Source organism: Paenibacillus hemerocallicola (genome assembly GCF_006265175.1).
Classification (GTDB): Bacteria; Bacillota; Bacilli; order Paenibacillales; family NBRC-103111; genus Paenibacillus_AB; species Paenibacillus_AB hemerocallicola.
The window spans coordinates 1,821-20,418 of sequence record NZ_VDCQ01000028.1 but is presented as its reverse complement, the minus strand read 5'-3'; the positions used below and the strand labels follow the sequence as shown (position 1 = coordinate 20,418).

The following is an 18,598-nucleotide window of genomic DNA, read 5'->3' as shown; positions in this document are numbered from 1 at the left end:
TTTAAAATTTTGCCGGCTCCACCGGCTCGAATGTCAAAAAAAGAAAAAGCCCAGTGAAAGACGCATAGGGCGTCTGACCGATGGACGTAAGCTGTTCAGAAAGGCCGCTTCCGCTCTGCGGAACCGAAAAAGGGAATGCCAGACCGCCGTGGAGGGCGTCCCATTCCACTTTCAGTTCGCTCGTAGTCCAAAAATTTAAGGTTTTTGGGTAGAGACTTCCGGGCCATATCCCCGGGTTTATACGAGAAACATAAGGATCTATATATTTTACTGCCGCTCATTTAGTTTATCAATGTTGACATCGCCATGTCAACTTAAAAAGGCGAACATTTTTGTGTCTATTTTATTCGAAAGTTCGTATTTGGTCCGAAAAGCCGAATGCTCCCTTAGTGCCGCGCCCCGCTTGGCCGGATGTCCGAAAATCGGACGATTATTCGGCGGCCGTTCGTCTTCTCCAACGGTCGAACGACCTGCTTCGCTTCCCGGCCTCTACCATGCGATATAGCAAATCCCGCATGTTTACCGGTATTTGTCGAAGTGCGCCGCGAATCGGCACAAAAAAACTACGACAGCCAAATTCCCGTACTGGAGTGCATGTACCGCATGAGCGGTGAAGGCGGACTGCCTTTGCAGAAGTGTTGCGGGACCGCGAATCCAACGAATAGCGGATCTGGCGTATGTTATTGACCCAATACCCAGGCCGATAGCAAAATAACGGAAAACAGTTCCTCTATTCCACTGTTCACGATCATTTTCACCCCGAAAGGTCGAGATAACGGAAGCCTGTTCCGTTATCTTCAAGCGTATAACGGAATTCGGGACCATAACGGAATATAGTTCCTCTAACTACGGCAATGCGTTGCTCCCGCTTCATCAGGGGGGCCGCCCAGTACGACGCGGATTAAATACTGTCGTAGAAAAAAATCCATCGGAAGCGTCGGACGACAGCTTCCAATGGACTCCGTACTCGATCCGGCGACAACCGTGCGTGCTTATTCCACAGTGGACATCGTGATCGTATAGCTTAACTCGCCGCTTTTTTTCAGCGCGAGCATGTGCAGGCGATAATCGAACATATAAAAGTTTTTGGGTGCGAGATTGACCGCCGCTTGCTCGTCAAACGCGATTTCCATAATGGCATCGCCCCTGACGATCGTAACGATGCCGTCGTTCACGCTGACCGAGTCTTCCGCGCCGATCATCAACGGAATGTACTCGGTGAACTCGGACTGATGGCTGACGGCCACGCTCAATCCGTCCTCCGCGAAGGCAACCGTCTTGGTTCCCTCCGTCCCGAGATTATATTGGATCTGCAGGTCGCCCTGAGCCAAATCGCCGTGCCCGGCTGTCGGCTGGAGCGGCTGGCCGGCGATCTGGTAAGTCGGCTCCACATTGCCGCTCTCGTATACGCGAACGCCGGAGGTTGGCTTCGTCCCCCAGGAAAGTCCTCTCGTGGACGTCGCCGTGGAGCTTTCCGATTGGCTGGACAGCATAATTCCGCCGGTCGGGTGCCATAGCAGCCCCAGACCGAACGCTTGCGTGTTCGCGGTCCTTTCCCCCGCATTGAAGGCGGCGTAATAATCCGGCCTGCGCACGTAGGTGAATTCCAGGCCGCTGCGGCTCGCGCTGTCGATTCGCTGATGGTTGAAGCGATCGCTGGACATATAGGGCAGATTGGCGATCGCCGCGGCGCGTTCGGCCTCGGTAGGATAATAGCGGTACATGATCCGGTTGTAAAGCGCGAACGGATTGTACGAATTTTCCCCGTTCAGCGCGAGTGCGGGAATATTCGCAAGCGTACCGGTTGCGATGTCGGCTTTGGCGGCGGCAATCTCCGCGGCCACTTCCTCCTGGGTCTTGACGAAGGCCCGGGCGCTCGGCAGCTTCTCCGCGAGCGGTATATCCTTCCGCTGGATATGAATCGAGCCCGACCTCGAGGACGGGGCGGAGTTGGAGGCGAAGAACGAGCCGTCCGGCTGCAGCACCAGATTGTACGTCAGCCAATCGATAAATTTGCTCTCCGTCTCGATCATGTCCTCTTCCAGGTCGGTGTCTTTGAAGTAGTAATAGTCCGTCAACATATTCTGCACGTGAACCCCGAGATTGTAGCCCATATCGAACGCATTCGCCTCGTAATAGAAGCCGGCCGGGCTGATGAATGCACTCTCCGAGGCGGCGAACCTCTCCCGCATTTTCTGCTCGATGGCGGCATCGGGATAATATTTCAAATAAGCAGCCGCGCTGGACCAAACGAGCGTATATTGATTCGTAAACTGCTTGCCGTGATTCCAGAAGCCGTTGTCGTTCATCACGAGCACGAGCGCCTTGCGGTACGATTCCACGAACCGGTCGTACAGCTCCCCGTCGATCGACGGAAAGGCCGGATCGGCGGCTTTGGCTTCATTCAGCAGCCGGATCGTCTGACCCATATACTGTACGGCAAACGACGTGCCGGCCAGACTGCTTTGCCCCCAGCCATCGACCGAAAAAGCGCCTCCGGAGCCTTGCAGGTAGAGCAGATGCTCCAGAACGGCCTCCAGCCGCATTTTGACCTCAGGCATGCCGTAGTAAATGTTCCACGGAGCTTGGCGCGTATAGAAATAAGCGAACCAGAGATGGTTTTCCTGCACCCTGGCGTTGTACGGTTTATTTTTCTCGGGACTGCGATGCACGACGATGTCGATATATCCGCGGTTCGGCTCGTCCATCCGCACGGCGTTCGCAACCGTATGGAAATGATAGAAATAGTAAGGAATGCCGCGCGGGTCCTTCACCCATACCTCGGGCGAAATATAGTCTTCATCGGCAAAATCGTCTGCATCGATCAGGTTGAAGTCGGGAGCCGGCACCGCCGGGACATTGTCCGTGGCCAGCGTCGTCGGGCCCAGGATAACGGAATCATGCCCGCCCGCTCGGGCAATGACGCTGAATTGATACGGCATTTGCGGCTTCAACGACTGGAACGCGTATACATTGGATGTAACCGTCGCGGCTTCCTGGCCATTTTTGTATACATGGTAGGTGACGCCCTGCGTCTCGTTCCACTCCTCTACGTGCGGCCAAGTAACGGCGATATGGGTAAGCCCTTTATCAGCCGCGGAAATAGCCGCGCCGCCCGGCCAATTCAACGCGTATACGCGTGCGGCTTCGAACGCCTCCAACGCCTGCACCAGATCGAGATACGCCGTCTCCAGCTCCCCGGCCGTACTGTTCGGGTCGCTTGCCGCCGCATCCGCGACGGCGATCGCCGTCTCCAGCGCATCCGCCGCCGACTGCGGCACCATCCCCGGAGCGGTGCCGATCGCCGCATTGTTTAAAGCCGTCTCGGCCTCGGCAATTTTATTTTGAAGCGCTTGCAAAACGACTGCCTCCAAATCGATGGTCGTCCGGCCGATTTGAATCGCCCAGGAGCTCGGGTGATTCGACGTATCGCCGAACACGATCTTCAAATACTTGGTTCCCGCCGGCAGTACGGAAGCTTCCCAATCGTAGTTCGACCAGCCGTTGACAGGCGTTACGCTCGTATCTATCGTTTTGACAAAGCCGGCAAACGGCGTGTACGTTTCATTGTCCGCGGAAGTCTCGAACTGCATATCGCCGGGAATTTGGCTCGTATTGTAGTACTGATACCAGGATTCCATACGGAAGCCAGTCATCGCCTGGGTATTCTCGTTAGGCACTTTGTAGATAAAATAAGCTTCACCCGAAGCAGACTTGTAAAAACGCGAGCCGTCGCCGCCAAACCTGTCCGGCGTGCTGCTCGTAATGCTCATATTCGTCTTGTAGAAAAGCTTCGAGAAATCCGCATTTTCGTCAACGATCATAAGCTCCTCCCCGCTCGCAACCTTTATTTCCTCCTGCAGCGTCAGGAAGCACAACCCGATAAGCGCAATCATCAACAATTTGACGAGCCGTTGCGCAGCATCGTTTCCGATCTTTACTTTCATCCCAGAACCTCCCCATAACCTTTATGGCCTCTCGACATGCTTCGAGGCAGTCGGACAAGGGGGGCACAATCCGGGGTCATCATCTCGTTCAGCCGCAGGTTCCCGGTCATACCCGGTCATCGTGACTTCGATTCGTATGCCCTTCAGCTTTCCTCTTACACCAATCCCCCTTTCTCGTCAGCCTATTCGGCTGTTCGGCTCAGCTAAGAACCCCTATTTTCACATTTATTATGGAAGAAACCGGAAAATGCGTAAATAGAAAATAAATTGAATATATGGAGGATTAACCGAAAATTTGCGGTCGACGGTTTCGCCGAATGACGCTTTCCGGTCCGTTCGCGTTCCGGGAGCCGGATTTTCGAACACGCCAAAGAGGCGGCAATGACTTTGCCGCCTCGCTCTTGCTTGAACCTATTAGACTGCCGCTCCGATAGTGCCGTGAAGCGGAATGCACGTTTCCCCGGCGGAAACGTCCAATACCCATTCCTGCAGGTGAAGGCCCATCCGTTCGACCGCCCGGGCGCTTCGAAGCGCCGCCGCACTGTCGCCTTCCGGAGCGACCGCATCGGCCGACAGCAGAACGGTCAAGCCTTTGCAGCCGCGGGCTGCCGATATGCGCAAGCTTCCGTCCTCCACTCGCACCTCGACGCTTCTGCGCAGCTGAAGCCATTCGTACAGCTCGATCGCCGTCCACCAGGGAAGCCCCAGCTCTTCCCCGTACCGGATCAAATCGACGAAGCCGGGACCGACCAGCTCGTGCGCTTTGAACATGGCCGGATGATACAGGAAATGGGCTACGCCGTACACGTCCTTGCTGCGGTCCACAATCGCCTTCGCTTCCTGAATCGTGCAGCGGATCGGGATGGGCGGATCCCAGGCAAGCGTCGGGTTGCTGTACACGTTCATGAGACGATTGTTCTCCGCTGCGTCCGACACCGGCAAGTACGGATGGCACGTCCCGGCAAGGAAGCCTTTGTTGCCTTGCTTCGTGCCGCCTTTGCTCTGTTCGACGACGATGCCGGCTTTCTCGCACCATTTATAGAACTGGACATCGCCCTCCCAGCGCAAAAAATGGTTTTTGTTCATCGTAATGTCCACAGACGCGTTCATTACCGCCAGTTGGCTCTTGAGCATGGCGAGTTGTTCGTTGAACAGGGCCTCGTCCCAATAGCAGCCCTCCGCCTCGAGCGCATTGTAATGAAGGGCGGCTTCATGGCCCTCCTCGAGAATACGCCGGTATATGGGCTCCGGATAGCCTGGCATAATAATACACCAGCTCGACTTGATCCCCGCTTCCCGTAATCGGTTCAGCAGCATTTCCGCCGCCTCGCTCACGTTGCCGTCCGTATCGTGGGAAATATGCCCGACCGCTTCCAGCCCTTCCGGCCAAAACCATACTTGCGCGAACGTCCGCGAGACCGACTCGCCGAGACGATGCAGCAGCCTCACCAGCAAAATGCGGAATTCGTCCACGATCGGATGCAGGAAAAACGGTACGCCGCCGTCAACCGAACTACGGTCGCGATCCCAATCCAGCACCGAGCTATCGTCCGTTTTGAAAATATCGTCGTTGATTGCTCCCGTACCGTCCGAAGAAGGAGCCCCGTCCTTCACGACCGATACCCCCTGCTGAAGAAGGCAGAACGTTCGGGCCAAATCAACCGTCAGCATCGCCGCCGCGCCTTGCGGATACGCCTTCACCGTTACGGCTGGGTGAGCGGTTTCCGTGCCGCTGCGCAGCGTTATCGAGCCGTGCGCTTCCACTCCGTCCGCCGGCTGTACGAGCGTCGAGCCGAAGAAGTGAAACGAGCTTTGCAGACCGCCGGCCAGCGCTGAATCGTTCCAGCCGATCCAGCCCTCCTTGACCGTGCGGACTTTGCGTACTCCCAATATTGGATCCAAGCCGTACGTGTCGCCTACGGCGAGCAGTGCGTTCCCGCTCTCGCAATAAGACCGGAACACTTCCGGCCAATCGGTTTCGTTATCCAAGCCGACAACCAAGGTAATGCCCTCGGGACGGCTGTTCAGCCACGCTTCCGGCGTCCACGCCTCGTAAGCAAGGCCGGCCTGCTTCAGGATCTCAAACAAGTAAGGCGTATAGACGTCCCGTCCTTGCCGCCAAACTGCCTGCGCCTGTTTCTCGTTCCAGATCACATGAATCACTCGTATCACCTGTTCCATACTTGTATTTATTACTTCTTTCATCATAATCGTTTCCCCACGAACCGTCAACTGCTTAAAACGGACTATAATAGAACTTTCCCACCCGGCATTCGCGCTTCGGGCGAAAGTATATTCCCCTATTGCAGCTGGTATGTTCGGCAGGAAAAAAACGATTTCGCATCTCTGTGAAATCGTCCGCTCGAACTTGCGCATCGCATATTTGCGTTACAAGGCCGTCCACGTGATCGAGCCCCGAGCATCGCGTAAAATAAATTGTTGTGCATAATCAAAAATCGCCCGGCCTGTATATAGCGGCTCTGAATTCCGTTATCGTCTCGAATTTCGCTACACTCCTGAATATAACGGTATAGACTTCTGCTATTGCGATCTCCCGGGATGAAAAGGGTAGTGAGCCGTGCATTAGAGGAATGGTTTTCCGTTATTTGGCTGTCGACACTGCTATTCGGGTCAATAACATACGCCAATTCCGCTATTTTACGGATACGCGGTCTCGCGAGCGCCGGTAGAGGGGAACGGCCTTCATCGAGCATGCGATGCAAAGCCCTTCAGTATGCGAATTAGGCGGTCGCAGAAAACAAATCCCCTTCTCACGACGGAATGGAAGGGGATGGCGTATGTAGCAGCTTGATCGGGTACACGAATGTCCGGCTTCGGCCGTCATGCTGCAGCGTTACTTTCAATTCGAGCGCGGAGTTAACGCTTCCCGTATACACGGTTGTCGCAATAGCGGCAAGCCCGGCATCCGCATACGCGACTCCGTCGCTCCATACGACCGATACGACCCGGTCGGACAACGTGAAGCCGGTCGTCGCCGCATCCTGCGTCCGAACCAAGTCCAGCCGGCGCGAAGACGAATCGTAGACGAATTTGTGGGAAACTCCGTTTTCTTGCAAAACCAAAGCTCCCGCTTGAACGGTTGCGCTCTGGGCGCTTGCGGTTCCGAGCGAAATCGCATTGGCGATCCGATTGGCGTCCGCATGGAGCAAATACTCGTCGGACGATTTTCGGTAGCCGGACAAAAGGCTGAACAGCAGCGACGTCGCCACGCCGAGTACGATCGCCGCGATCGTCAGGGCGGCCAGCAGCTCAACGAGCGTAACGCCGCGCTCATTGCCGGACATTCGTCGAAGGAACGGACCTGCCGTCCGCTTATCCGTCATCCGCCTCCCTCCCACTGCACCGTCACCGTTACAAGCCGAGGCGCCGAGCCGATGTTCACGATCGCCTGAACCGTCGCCTGTCTGCTCGACGAGACGGGAGCGAGTACGGAGGAGGCCGAGCCGTTAAAGGGCTGCGACCGGATTGTCAAAGCGGATTGAGGTGGCAGCAGTCCGCTGCATGCCGGGCTCGCATTGTCGCACGAATAGGATCCCGAGGACCAGTCGTAGCGGCTAAAGGGAGCCTGAGCCGCTGCATCCGAGCGAATCCGGTTCAGCACTTGCTCGGCCGCCCGGTGCGCCTGGATCGTCCGGTCGCTTTTGTGCATGGACAGCAAATTATAGCCCGACAGCTGCACGACCGCCAGCACGACGAACGCAAGGATCGCGGAAGCGGCCAGCACCTCGATCAACGTCACGCCCCGTTCGTTGCGGACCGGGGCTAGCCGGCCGCGCTTCGTCCGTTGGCCCAAGCCACTCCCTCCTCTCAAGCGGTGCAAGATCCGGTTACGCCCGGTATATTGACCGTCGTGCCGGTCCCGTTTGCCGTTACGCTTCCTCCGTTATTGGAGCTGAAATTCAATTGTCCGCCTACTCCGGCGACACCGCCAACCGACACATTCGTGTTCGCCCCGCTGGAGTAGAGATTGTTTTTGACGAACAAATCACCGTTGACCGTATTGACCGTTGCCGTTGCATTAGACACGCTCATATCGCCGATCGTCACCGTTCCGCCGTTCGTATTCATCGAGAAGCTGGAGCTTTGCACGGAAAAGATTCCCTGAATGGTGACGGACTTGGCCGTAAAGTTGTAGGTCCCGTTGACGAATGTCATATTGCCTCCGGTGTAGTTCACCCCGTCCAGCACAAGCGTGGTCGACATCGTGAAATATTGATTCCCTTTTACGTACAGGCCGCCGTAATCGTCCTTGTTCTCGGCATTCTTTCCTTTTCTGATCGTCAAATTCATGTTGTCCCCTTGAAAGTTGGCGTTGCCATTTACGATCAAGGTGCCGGTAAGCGTGCCACTCAGTTTCTTCATATTGCCCCCGATCGAATCGACGACCAGGATAAGCGGCCTTTGCACGGTACCTAATCCGCTTCCGAACTGTACCTCGTTATACCAAATATTATCGGACAACAGCTCGGCGACGCGTATGACGACCGGTCCCGACCCGCTTGCGGCTGCTTTGGCGTCGTACATCGCCTTGATATCGGCCACCCGGCATTGGCCGGCCCCCTTCCACGTCTCGCACGACTCTGCGGCGGAGACGAAGCCGGCGATCACGCCGTTGTTCTTCTGCACCTGACTATCCAGATAAGCGCTGATTGCATCTTGGATTGCCGGCACATTTTGCGAGTGCGGCTGATTGTGCGGGTCGACCGCGCTGCCATACAATACGCCTTGACCGTTTACGGGAATGCAGTAGCGGTCCGTAGACGTGTCGGGATCGATAATGGCGGATGCCTGCTTGTTGCGGATCGGGAAAGGCCGTGTAATCGTGCTCGCCTTGGAAAAAGTGTCGTTGGCCACCCCGTCCCCGTTCGCGTCTCCGGCGACAACCGTAATCCGGGCGAAATACCGGTTCGCGCTCGTGGCAACTTCCGCAGGCAAGCTCTTGGATACTTGCGTGGAGCAGGCCGAGTCGGCGCACATAACCTGCGAGTAGGTGACGATGCTGCCGTCCGGCCGCGTGATCGAGACCCTCGAAGCGCTACCGCCAGCCGCATACGTCCAACCGCCGTAATTGCCGACATAGCTGTTCCATGTCAAGGCGGATGGAACGCCATTGGCCGGGGTTGCGTTCAAATAAGCGAAAAACGCCTCCATGGCGCTCGAGGCCAGCTGATTGGCGCCGATCCGGTTGGCGAGCGCCTTGTCGGACAGGAAGCGGGAGCCGATCATGTTCAGCAAAGGCGGCAGCAGCACGGCAAGCAGCGCCAGCACGAACAGGACGTACAGCAGCGCGCCGCCCCGCTCATTCGATACCGTCTTCCTCATCGGGCTTCCAGCTCCTTTGACGCCGCCTGGTGCAGCTCCTGGGACAGGGCGGATTCGCTTAACGTCGGGTCGGACCGGCCGCTTCCCGGGGGTATGGCGGTCTTCGGCAGCGGAGGCAAGATGCCCACAAGCTTGCTCGCCGTGTAGATCGTCAGATCGATCGTAACTTTAACCTTCTCGCGTACACCGACTGCCGCTCCGGCAGCCGATTCGATTTTCCAGCCGTGCACATTGACGAATCGTTCCATGCCCCGGAGACCGCCCACGAAGCTTGCAGACTCCTCGTAAGAGCCATTGACGACCAATTGCAGTTGACGCTCCTCCATCATTGTCCATACGCTGCGGGGAGCTTCCGATTGAACCGGTGTTCCCCCGGCGGGAGAAGGCCCTGCAGCGGACGATCCGGCTGCAGCCTGCGTCTGAGATTTGGGGGTGGAAGCCGAATATCCGCCTTGGGATAAATTCAAAGCCTGAAACTGGGATTGGAGTTCGTTGTCTCCGCTCCCCGTCGACTTCGTGTCCAGCTTCAGAAGCGATACTCCCGTCTGCCGTTCGAGCGCCCGCAGCGACAACACGAACGTCCCCAGCTCTTCCGCAACGGGAATGCGTCTGGCATAATCCTCGAGCCCATCCCGCCCCGGATCGGATTTGACGGGGAGCAGCTCCAGCTGGCGGATTCGCTGCTTGCTCGCTTCCAGCCGCTCCGCCAAAGCGCGGCTGTCGCTCATCGGTCTCCAAACGAACAGAAAGCCGGCGACGGCAATCGTCAGCATGCCCAGAAAAATCGCGTACGAGAGCAGCGCTCCCGCCGATTTCCATCCCGTATATTCCACCAAGCGCTGCTGCAGCTTCATCTCGCACCCCCGGCTTTTATTTCTGAATCGGAGCCAGCTTGACCTCCAGCTGCTCCTCGTATATGCCCGCATCCGCGCCGGCGACGACCGCCTTTGCCTCGATAACGGTCAGCGCCGCTTTCTGGAACAACGGATTGTTCGCCAGCCGCAATTCGTACTGTCCCGCCTCTTCCAGCGTAAGAAACTGCACCGTCAGCTTCAGCGCGTCCGACTCGGCTGCCGCCGTTTTCAGCCGAGCGCCGACCGGCAGCTCCGAGGCGATGGCGACCAGCACGGGCGTCCAATCTCTCCGCTCGGCGTTCAGCTTGGCGAATTCGCCGATCAGCTTGTTCAGGTTTTGATCCTCGGTTTTGATGCGGGTACTATTTTCCAGCGTTTGGAGCTTGGCCGCTTCCAGCTTGTATTCGGCCGCGCGTTCGGAACGAATGCGCTGAACCCGGTCGCTCCAGCTCCAGAGGACAACGCAGGCCGATACGAACAAGAGCAGGATGAGCAACAGCAACGGGATGAAATATTTGACGGTACGGGGGATTTTCGGCAGCAGATTCAAATCGTTCACAGGCCCAGTCCCCTTAAAGCCAAGCCTACCGCTACGCAGGTTTGCGGACTCAGGCTATAGCTTCCACGCTTGGCGGGGAGCTCGCCTTCCTCGCCCAACAGCCGGAGCGAATACGACAGCCTCTCCCGCAAGCTTTCCGCCGCCGCCTCGGGCTGCTCCATATCTCCGCACAGCAATACTTCCGCGATAACATCGTCCCGCTGATTTAACGTATACCGGTAAAATGCCACGAACCGGTCTATTTCCTGAGCCAAATTGTCATATAACGTCTCGAGCGGATCGATCCGCCCGGCCGCCGCAACCTGAGCTAGCGCGTCGGAAGCTCCGGAGGCACCGAAGCCGCCTCTGCCGGGTGCCGGATCTGCCGACGTCTCCAAAGACACATTGCGCGACATGCGCAAGCCGCCTGACTTGTAAATGCACAGCTCGGCGGAAGCCGGGCTCATATCGACGGCCAGCAGCGCTCCATGATCCGAACGGATGCCCCTATGCCGGAGAAGACGATACAGGGCCAGCCCTTTGATCTCCAGCGCCGCCGGCTTCATACCCGCCTGCTCGGTCAGGTCCGCATATTGCCTGATGATCGCCTTGGACGCCGCGGCCAGCAATATATCGCACATCGGTACGCCGTCCTCCGGTGCGGATGTCGCCGCGTTGCTCGTGCCCGGAAGCTTCACGAAATCGTATTGCGGATCGTCAAAGGGCAGACGGATGTTGTCCGCCAGCTCGAATTGCAGCACCTTGCCCAGCTTTTTCATAGGCAGGTCGGGCAGCTTCAAATAACGCACCATCACCACCGAGCCCGGGACGAGCAATTGAACGCGTTTGCCCGTGGCGTTCGCCTTCTTGGCCAGCTCGACCAGCTTGCCGGCCACGACGTCCGGCTGCATAATTTTGCCGTCCACAATCGCCTGCTCCGGCATAGGGACTACGTGCTGCGTTTTGATGCGAAACGATTGTTTTCGATCTTTCACAAGCCGTACAAGCTTGACTGCATGATCGGCAATCTCCAGACCGAGAGATGACCGGGCAAAGCGGATTCGCATGTATCGTCACCTCCAGCCTAACAAAGATGTATAACCGCTTATGATGGCATCGCCCCATACATAGGCCGCATACGCGCCAAGGGCTATGAACGGACCGAATGGGATATAACGATCGGCTTGGTCCCGACGAGCCCGGATAGCGACGATCCCGGCCAATAAACCGAACAGACTGGCGAGGAAAAGAGCCAGCAGCACGTTGCCGATACCCAGATACAGTCCGAGCATGGCGAACAGCTTGATGTCTCCGCCGCCCATGCTTTCTTTGCGAAGCAGCCTCTCGCCTGCAACCGCCACCGTATACAGCAGACCGAACCCTATCAGCAAAGCGGCCGCATAGTTCCACAGCGGCAGCGGTTGAATGAGAATCCGCAGCAGCACCCCGACGAAGACGCCGAAGTAGACGAGCCTATTCGGAATGATCCGGTACAGCAGGTCGCCCAGCGCAGCCGCGATCAGCAGAGCCGCGAGCGTCAAAGCTGCGGCAAGCTCCGGCGTCCAGCCGAAATGCCAAGCCGCGAAGCCGAATACGACGGCGGTGAGCGCTTCTACAAGCGCATAAAGCGGAGAAAAGCGGATTTTGCAATAACGGCATTTGCCGCGCAGAACGATATAGCTAAACACCGGAACGAGATCGAGAATGGCGAGTCGATGTTTGCAGGACGGACAATGGGAGGGCGGCTTGACGACGGACTGTCCGCGAGGGAGCCGAATGCCAACCACGTTGAGAAAGCTTCCGATGAACAAGCCCAAAATCGCCGCAGCCGCAGCCAGAGCGAGACGATGCTGCGAGAATAACTCGTTGTAGAAGGTTAGGATCATGGCGTCGCTCCATCGGAAGTTTCGGAAGATAAGGGAAGGTAACCCGGAGGGGGTTACCTTGGTTGTTAATAAAATCAAATTAAGAGACTACGGTTACAGTAACTATAGACGGACTCCCCGATACGACTATATTAAAGTATCCCGTGGTGGATACTTTCACCTTTGGAATAGTATTCAAATAACCTGCCGTTTGAAGAGCCTCCAAAACATCTTCAGAAGTAGCAACGTTCGTCGTAGCGGTCGCAATCAATGCAGACGCACTCCCACCCTCCAAAAGATACCTCTGCACGGCATCCGTAATAATAGCCACGTTTGCCGCATCCGCATTTTGCTTCGCGCTCGTAAAACTGCCCGACACCGCCACACCGGCCACTCCCGCAATAATGCCCAAAATGACGACAACGGCGAGCAGCTCGATCAGCGTAACCCCTTTCTCATTGCTTCTCAGCTTCCATTTCTTGTTCAAAATCGCTTGCATGTCCATTTCCCCTCTCGCCTTCAAAAATTGATCTATTTTATAAGCCCGCGTCGTCGTGCGACTTGCGGCTGACCGCGTAGCGAACAATTCCTTCGCGCAGCCGCCGGGCTTGCAAAACCGTCAGTACATATTCTCGATAAGCTTGAACGATGGCAGCATGACGGCCAGCACGATCCCGCCGACGACAACGGTAAGCAGCATGATCATCATCGGTTCCAGCAGCGTCTTCAGCCGGTCCGCCATATGGTCTACTTCCGCTTCGTAAAAATCGGCCGCCTTGCCCATCATGACGTCCAATTGCCCGGTTTTCTCCCCGACGGCGATCATTTGCCGCATCATGATCGGATAATATTCGGAGCCTTCGAACGCTTTGACGATCGATTCTCCGTCCCGCAAGCTGTCCAACGAGCGGCGCGCCTGCCTGGCCAGCACCTCGTTGCCGATAACGGTCGAGACGATCGACATCAGCTGCATCATCGGTATCGAGGCGGCGTACATCGAGCTGAACGTGCGGGCGAATCTCGCCAACGCCTGCTTGTGCCACAGCTTGCCGAATACCGGAAGCTTCAGCTTGACGAGATCGATCCGATACTTGCCGCCGGATGAACGGGACGCCAGACGATACAGCACCGGCATGGACGCAAGCACCAGAACGGGTATGTAAAAATACAGCTGCAGCCAATCGCTGAGAGCGATGAGCATCCGGGTCGGCAGCGGCAGCTCCATGCCCATGTTGATAAAATTGCCGACCATTTTGGGCACGACGAAAATCATCAACACCATCACTACCAATACCATTACGATAGACATGAGCGCCGGATAAATCATCGCCGATCTCACCTTCTGACGAGTCGCGTATTCCTTCTCGTAAGATTGCGCGATCCGGTCCAGCATGTCGTCGAGATTGCCGCCGGCCTCTCCGGCGCGAACCATGTTGACGAACACGTCGGAAAAAATCGTCGGGTATTTGACGACCGCTTCCGAGAAGGCGACGCCCTGCGACATTTGCCCCGCGACGTCGAGCAGAATGCTCTTGAACGATTTGCTCTCGGCCTGCTCGCCGAGCATCCGCACGCTTTCGACCATATGGATGCCCGCTTTGTACAGCGTAGCCATTTGCCGGCAAAACAAGGTGAATTCCGCCGGCTTGGCCTTCGGTCCGCCGAGCTGGATCTCGGCAAACAACAGGCTCCCGCGAGCCTCCGCCACCTCCGTCGGCGTCAATCCGCCGGCGCGAACCGTCCGTGTCGCCTGCTCCAGGTTCGCCGCATCGAGCCGCCCTTTGCGGATTCTTCCTTTCGCATCCAGCGCCGTGTACCGATAGTTCGCCATTTACCCGCGCTCCTTCCGCCGTCCGTTATTCCCCGAAGCCGAACACGGCCTCCTTGGCGGCTTCTGTCGTAATCACCTGCTGCTGCACGAGCTCCCGCAACGCGAGATCGAACGTCTGCATGCCTTGCGCTCTTCCCGTCTGCATGACGGAACGGATTTGATGCACTTTGTCCGAGCGAATGAGACTCGCGACCGCCGGCGTATTGACCAGCGTCTCCATCGCCGCTACCCGCCCTTGCCCGTCGGCCGTCGGCAGCAGCCGCTGGGCGAGCACGCCGAGCAGCACGGCGGAGAGCTGGGCGCGAATTTGCGATTGCGACTCCGGCGGGAACATATCGATGATCCGGTGAACCGTCTGCGGCGCATCGGCCGTGTGCAGCGTACCGAACACGAGATGCCCCGTCTCCGCGGCCGTCACGGCCGTGAGGATCGTCTCCAAATCGCGCATCTCCCCGACGAGAATGACGTCCGGGTCTTGCCGGAGCGCCGCCCGAAGCGCAACCGAGAACGACTCCGTATCGGCGCCGATCTCCCGCTGGTTCACGACGCACGATTTATGGCCGTGAACAAATTCGATCGGGTCCTCCAGCGTAATGATATGCCCCTTGCGCCGCCGGTTAATATGATCGATCATCGCCGCGAGCGTGGTCGACTTCCCGCTGCCGGTCGGCCCCGTCACGAGTACGAGTCCTTGCGGCCGCTGCGCCAGCTCTTTGACGATCGGCGGCAAGCCAAGCTCCTCCAGACGGGGCACCGTTGCCGGAATCAACCGGATCGCCATGCCGATGCTTCCTTTCTGCCGATAAGCGTTCACCCGGTACCGGGACACTCCCCCGAGCTCGAACGAGAAGTCCGACTCCCGCTTATTCATAAAATGCTGGAGCTGCTCCGGCGTCATCAACTGCCGGACGCCCTCCTCCGTCATCGCGGCGGTAAGCGGCCCGCCGTGGCCGAGCTGAAGCTCGCCCCTTACCCGATACATGACCGGAACGCCAACCGTCATATGTACGTCGGACGCCCTTCTCCGACCGGCCTCCAGCAATATTTCCTCCATGTTCATCCGCTTATTGCCTCCCATAGCTGGACTTGGGCAGTCGTCAATACCGGCCTGCTATATCCCTAACGGCTAGTAACCCGCAGCACTTCGGAAATCGTCGTATGTCCGTCCGCCATCTTCTGCAAGCCGTCGATGATCATCGGCACAAAATCCCCATGCTGCATCGCATGACGCATATAGTCGCTGTCCGGCCGCTTCTGCACGATCATCGAGCGAATCTCGTCGTCAACGAGCAGCACCTCGTGAATCGCCATTCGTCCCTTGTAGCCGGTTCGGCCGCAATGGCCGCAGCCTTGCCCTTTCATCGGGCGCGCCGCCTTGATGCCATAGTTGTCCAGCAACTCCGCCTCCGTCTTCGTCGTCGAGCAAGCCTCGGCACAGCGATGGCATACCGTCCGCACAAGCCTCTGCGCGACGATGCAAGAGACCGAGGAGGCGACGAGATACGGCTCTATTCCCATATCGATCAACCGCGATATCGCATTGACGGCATTGTTGCTGTGCAGCGTCGACAGCATGAGATGCCCGGTTATCGCCGCGCGAATGGCGATCTCCGCCGTCTCGGTGTCGCGAATTTCGCCCACCATCACGATATTCGGATCTTGACGCAAAATGGCGCGCAGCCCCAGAGCGAATGTCAGCTCGATCTGCGGGTTCACCTGAAGCTGGTTCACGTTGGCCAGCTGGAATTCTACCGGATCCTCGATCGTAATGATGTTCACATCGTCTTGATTGAGTCTGTTCAACGCCGAGTATAACGTCGTCGTCTTGCCGCTGCCCGTCGGTCCCGTAATAAAAACCGCACCGTGCGACGATTGGATTCCGCGAAGAAACCGTTCTTTATTGGCCTCGGACAGTCCGAGCCTGTCGACTTCCGTCAGCGTTACGCTAAGATCCAATATCCGCATGACGACCTTCTCGCCAAAAACCGTAGGCAAAGTCGAGATCCGCAAATCCACCTTCCGCCGCTCCACCTCCACCTGAATGCGCCCATCCTGCGGCAGCCTCCGCTCCGCGACGTTCAGACCGGCCATAATTTTCGCACGCGCCACGATCACGCTCTGCATTTGCGCCGGCAAGCTTCGCTCGGTTCTCATTACGCCGTCGACACGATAGCGGATGCGCAGCTGATCCCCTTGCGGATCGAAATGGATGTCGCTCGCCCCGATCTGGATCGCCTGCAAAATAATTTGATTCACCGTTTTGACGACCGGCGAATCGTCTTCCCCGGACTCCGCGGCCGCTCTTAGCTTGGCTCTCGCTTCGTCCTCCGGCATATTCAGATGGGTCGAGATTTGATCCAGCGTCTCCTGAAGACCGTAATACCGTTTAATAAACCGCAGCAGCTCTTCCTTGTAAGCCATCACGGGTTCGACCCGCATGCCGGTCAGCAGCCGCAGCTCGTCGATCGCTATGTAATCCAACGGATCGGCCGTGGCGACAATCAGCTTGCTGCCCTCGATACTGATCGGAAGCACCTGATGCTGTTCCGCGAAACGCTGCGGAATAAGATTGATCGCTTTAGCTTCGATCGTTTGTCGGTACAGCTCCACATGCCGAATGCCGAACTGAAACTCGAGCACTTCCACGAGCTGCTGCTCCGTAATGTATTTTTGCAGGATCAACACATCGCCGAGCCGCATGTTCAGTTCTTTTTGCAGAATCAGCGCCTGCTGCAATTGCTGCTCGTCTATGACTCCGGCTTCGAGGAGCAAGTCCCCGATTCGTTTGCGCTTCCCTGCCAAGCCGCCTTCCCCCCGGAAATCAAAATAAACCGACAAATACACTTTATGAATGTCATAAAGCGTTCGGTCGGTTGCACTACTGGCTCCGAACAGTCGAAGTGCCCACATAAAGACTGTTCTTCATAGCTCCCTATAGTTTATGGTATGCGCTACAAATAACGACAAGAACCATTAGTTCCTAATACCTATAATTTAATCACACGGACAAGCGCATGGTCAATACAAACAAATTTGAAGATTTTAAGAAGAGAACCATAGTGGCAATATGTCCGGATCGAACGATTGAACTACGATCGATCCGTTGCGGACCAGCGCTTTTCCAAAAACTTCAGAGCATCCGGCAAATGCAGCGTCCAATATTCCCAGTTATGCGCGCCCTCGAATACCGCATATTCGTGCGGATAGCCGATGCGCTGCAAATGCTGCTGGAATAGCACGTTCAGCTGGTACAAATAATCGTCCTTCCCGCAGTCGAAGTAAAGCGCGGGCTTGGTATCGGCCGCGTTGCACGCCTCGCTGAGCAGCGACAAATCATGGCGCTTGGCATATTCGCCCTGCTGGGGTCCGATCATTCTGGCCCAGTCGGAACGGGAAAAATCACGGTACGGCAGCTTGCCAGCCGATCCAAGCGCTCCCGATAAGCTGGCCGCCGCTCCGAACAGTCCGGGGTTGCGCAAGGAAAGCGAGAATGCGCCGAACCCTCCCATGGACAATCCCGCGACAAACCGGTGCGTCCGTTCGGGAATCGTCCGATAATTGGCGTCGATAAACGGAACCAGGTCATGGATCATATATTGCTCGAAATTGCCCGTTCCGTCGTACCAGTCGATATAAAACGTCCCTTGCCCGTATCCCCCGTCGTTCGGCATGACCACGATGCATTCACGCAGCTCCCCGGATTCCATCATCCGGTTCAGCGTTTGCTCGGCGCTTCCTCTGGACATCCAGCTGCTCTCGCAGCCGTGCATGCCGTGCAGCAAATAGACGACCGGGTAAGCGCGCTCGCCCTCCGCTTCATACGATGGCGGCAAGTAAACGAAACACGACATTCTCGCAAACAACGCCCCGGAGAAGAAGGGGACGGGATGTACAGCCATAACGATCACGCTCCACGCAAGATGAGGTTCTGCTCTCATTATAACAGCAGTACCCGGTTAGACAAAAAAAGCGGCGGCCGTTCTCGTCGCCAATTGGTTCTGCCGGCAGCCTGACTCTTACAAGTATGCCCGCAAGCAAGCTTGCCGATAGACGAAGCACATGCAAAGGATAGCGGACACCGTAGACCTTATAACGTGACACGAGGCCCTTCCAGACCCATTTCCCCACCTATACTAGCACTCCTGTCCGTTAGGATAATCAAATGCAGGCGGAAACAAAAAAAAACGCCCTCTTCGCATTTCTGCAAAAAGGGCGTTTTG

At 56.9% G+C, this 18,598-nt stretch carries 14 protein-coding genes and 2 riboswitches; all 14 genes read right to left on the bottom strand.

Annotation, left to right across the window (positions count from 1 at the left end; genetic code table 11):
* Positions 1-163: 163 nt before the first annotated feature.
* A riboswitch (purine riboswitch) is annotated at positions 164-265 on the bottom strand.
* Positions 266-992: 727 nt separating this feature from the next.
* Positions 993-3,947 (bottom strand): fibronectin type III domain-containing protein, encoded by a 2,955-nt coding sequence (locus tag FE784_RS19720; protein ID WP_139603946.1) that lies wholly within the window; start codon positions 3,945-3,947, stop codon positions 993-995.
* A 414-nt stretch (positions 3,948-4,361) separates the two neighbouring features.
* Entirely contained in the window at positions 4,362-6,155 is a 1,794-nt protein-coding gene (locus tag FE784_RS19715; RefSeq protein WP_139603945.1) for a polysaccharide deacetylase family protein, read from the bottom strand.
* A gap of 563 nt (positions 6,156-6,718) precedes the next feature.
* Positions 6,719-7,291: a pilus assembly FimT family protein gene (locus FE784_RS19710; RefSeq protein WP_139603944.1), complete on the bottom strand. Its 573-nt coding sequence runs from the start codon at positions 7,289-7,291 to the stop codon at positions 6,719-6,721.
* Entirely contained in the window at positions 7,288-7,761 is a 474-nt protein-coding gene (locus tag FE784_RS19705; protein WP_176706371.1) for a prepilin-type N-terminal cleavage/methylation domain-containing protein, read from the bottom strand. The genes FE784_RS19710 and FE784_RS19705 overlap by 4 nt, the downstream gene beginning before the upstream one ends.
* Positions 7,762-7,775: 14 nt before the next feature.
* Positions 7,776-9,290: a hypothetical protein gene (locus tag FE784_RS19700; RefSeq protein WP_139603942.1), complete on the bottom strand. Its 1,515-nt coding sequence runs from the start codon at positions 9,288-9,290 to the stop codon at positions 7,776-7,778.
* A complete protein-coding gene (locus FE784_RS19695; RefSeq protein WP_139603941.1) occupies positions 9,287-10,144 on the bottom strand; it encodes a type IV pilus inner membrane component PilO in 858 nt (285 codons plus the stop codon). The genes FE784_RS19700 and FE784_RS19695 overlap by 4 nt, the downstream gene beginning before the upstream one ends.
* 16 nt (positions 10,145-10,160) lie before the next feature.
* Positions 10,161-10,703, bottom strand: a complete 543-nt coding sequence (locus tag FE784_RS19690; RefSeq protein WP_139603940.1) for a hypothetical protein — start codon at positions 10,701-10,703, stop codon at positions 10,161-10,163.
* Entirely contained in the window at positions 10,700-11,749 is a 1,050-nt protein-coding gene (gene pilM, locus FE784_RS19685; protein ID WP_139603939.1) for a type IV pilus biogenesis protein PilM, read from the bottom strand. The genes FE784_RS19690 and pilM overlap by 4 nt, the downstream gene beginning before the upstream one ends.
* Positions 11,750-11,755: 6 nt before the next feature.
* Positions 11,756-12,568, bottom strand: a complete 813-nt coding sequence (locus tag FE784_RS19680) for a prepilin peptidase (protein ID WP_139603938.1) — start codon at positions 12,566-12,568, stop codon at positions 11,756-11,758.
* A 79-nt stretch (positions 12,569-12,647) separates the two neighbouring features.
* A complete protein-coding gene (locus FE784_RS19675; RefSeq protein WP_246132106.1) occupies positions 12,648-13,046 on the bottom strand; it encodes a type II secretion system protein in 399 nt (132 codons plus the stop codon).
* Positions 13,047-13,166: 120 nt separating this feature from the next.
* Positions 13,167-14,378 (bottom strand): type II secretion system F family protein, encoded by a 1,212-nt coding sequence (locus tag FE784_RS19670; RefSeq protein WP_139603936.1) that lies wholly within the window; start codon positions 14,376-14,378, stop codon positions 13,167-13,169.
* A gap of 25 nt (positions 14,379-14,403) precedes the next feature.
* A complete protein-coding gene (locus FE784_RS19665) occupies positions 14,404-15,438 on the bottom strand; it encodes a type IV pilus twitching motility protein PilT (RefSeq protein ID WP_139603935.1) in 1,035 nt (344 codons plus the stop codon).
* A gap of 59 nt (positions 15,439-15,497) precedes the next feature.
* Positions 15,498-17,180: a GspE/PulE family protein gene (locus FE784_RS19660; protein ID WP_139603934.1), complete on the bottom strand. Its 1,683-nt coding sequence runs from the start codon at positions 17,178-17,180 to the stop codon at positions 15,498-15,500.
* A 56-nt stretch (positions 17,181-17,236) separates the two neighbouring features.
* Positions 17,237-17,320: riboswitch (cyclic di-GMP riboswitch) on the bottom strand.
* Positions 17,321-17,467: 147 nt separating this feature from the next.
* Positions 17,468-18,277 (bottom strand): alpha/beta hydrolase, encoded by an 810-nt coding sequence (locus FE784_RS19655; protein ID WP_139603933.1) that lies wholly within the window; start codon positions 18,275-18,277, stop codon positions 17,468-17,470.
* Positions 18,278-18,598 lie beyond the last annotated feature (321 nt).

Excerpts from the sequence above, each read along its gene's own strand:
- FE784_RS19680 (WP_139603938.1), bottom strand. The coding sequence starts at position 12,568 with ATGATCCTAACCTTCTACAACGAGTTATTCTCGCAGCATCGTCTCGCT.
- FE784_RS19665 (WP_139603935.1), bottom strand. The coding sequence starts at position 15,438 with ATGAACATGGAGGAAATATTGCTGGAGGCCGGTCGGAGAAGGGCGTCC.
- FE784_RS19655 (WP_139603933.1), bottom strand. The coding sequence starts at position 18,277 with ATGGCTGTACATCCCGTCCCCTTCTTCTCCGGGGCGTTGTTTGCGAGA.
- FE784_RS19670 (WP_139603936.1), bottom strand. The coding sequence starts at position 14,378 with ATGGCGAACTATCGGTACACGGCGCTGGATGCGAAAGGAAGAATCCGC.
- FE784_RS19710 (WP_139603944.1), bottom strand. The coding sequence starts at position 7,291 with ATGACGGATAAGCGGACGGCAGGTCCGTTCCTTCGACGAATGTCCGGC.
- FE784_RS19700 (WP_139603942.1), bottom strand. The coding sequence starts at position 9,290 with ATGAGGAAGACGGTATCGAATGAGCGGGGCGGCGCGCTGCTGTACGTC.
- FE784_RS19720 (WP_139603946.1), bottom strand. The coding sequence starts at position 3,947 with ATGAAAGTAAAGATCGGAAACGATGCTGCGCAACGGCTCGTCAAATTG.
- pilM (WP_139603939.1), bottom strand. The coding sequence starts at position 11,749 with ATGCGAATCCGCTTTGCCCGGTCATCTCTCGGTCTGGAGATTGCCGAT.
- FE784_RS19675 (WP_246132106.1), bottom strand. The coding sequence starts at position 13,046 with ATGCAAGCGATTTTGAACAAGAAATGGAAGCTGAGAAGCAATGAGAAA.
- FE784_RS19715 (WP_139603945.1), bottom strand. The coding sequence starts at position 6,155 with ATGATGAAAGAAGTAATAAATACAAGTATGGAACAGGTGATACGAGTG.
- FE784_RS19695 (WP_139603941.1), bottom strand. The coding sequence starts at position 10,144 with ATGAAGCTGCAGCAGCGCTTGGTGGAATATACGGGATGGAAATCGGCG.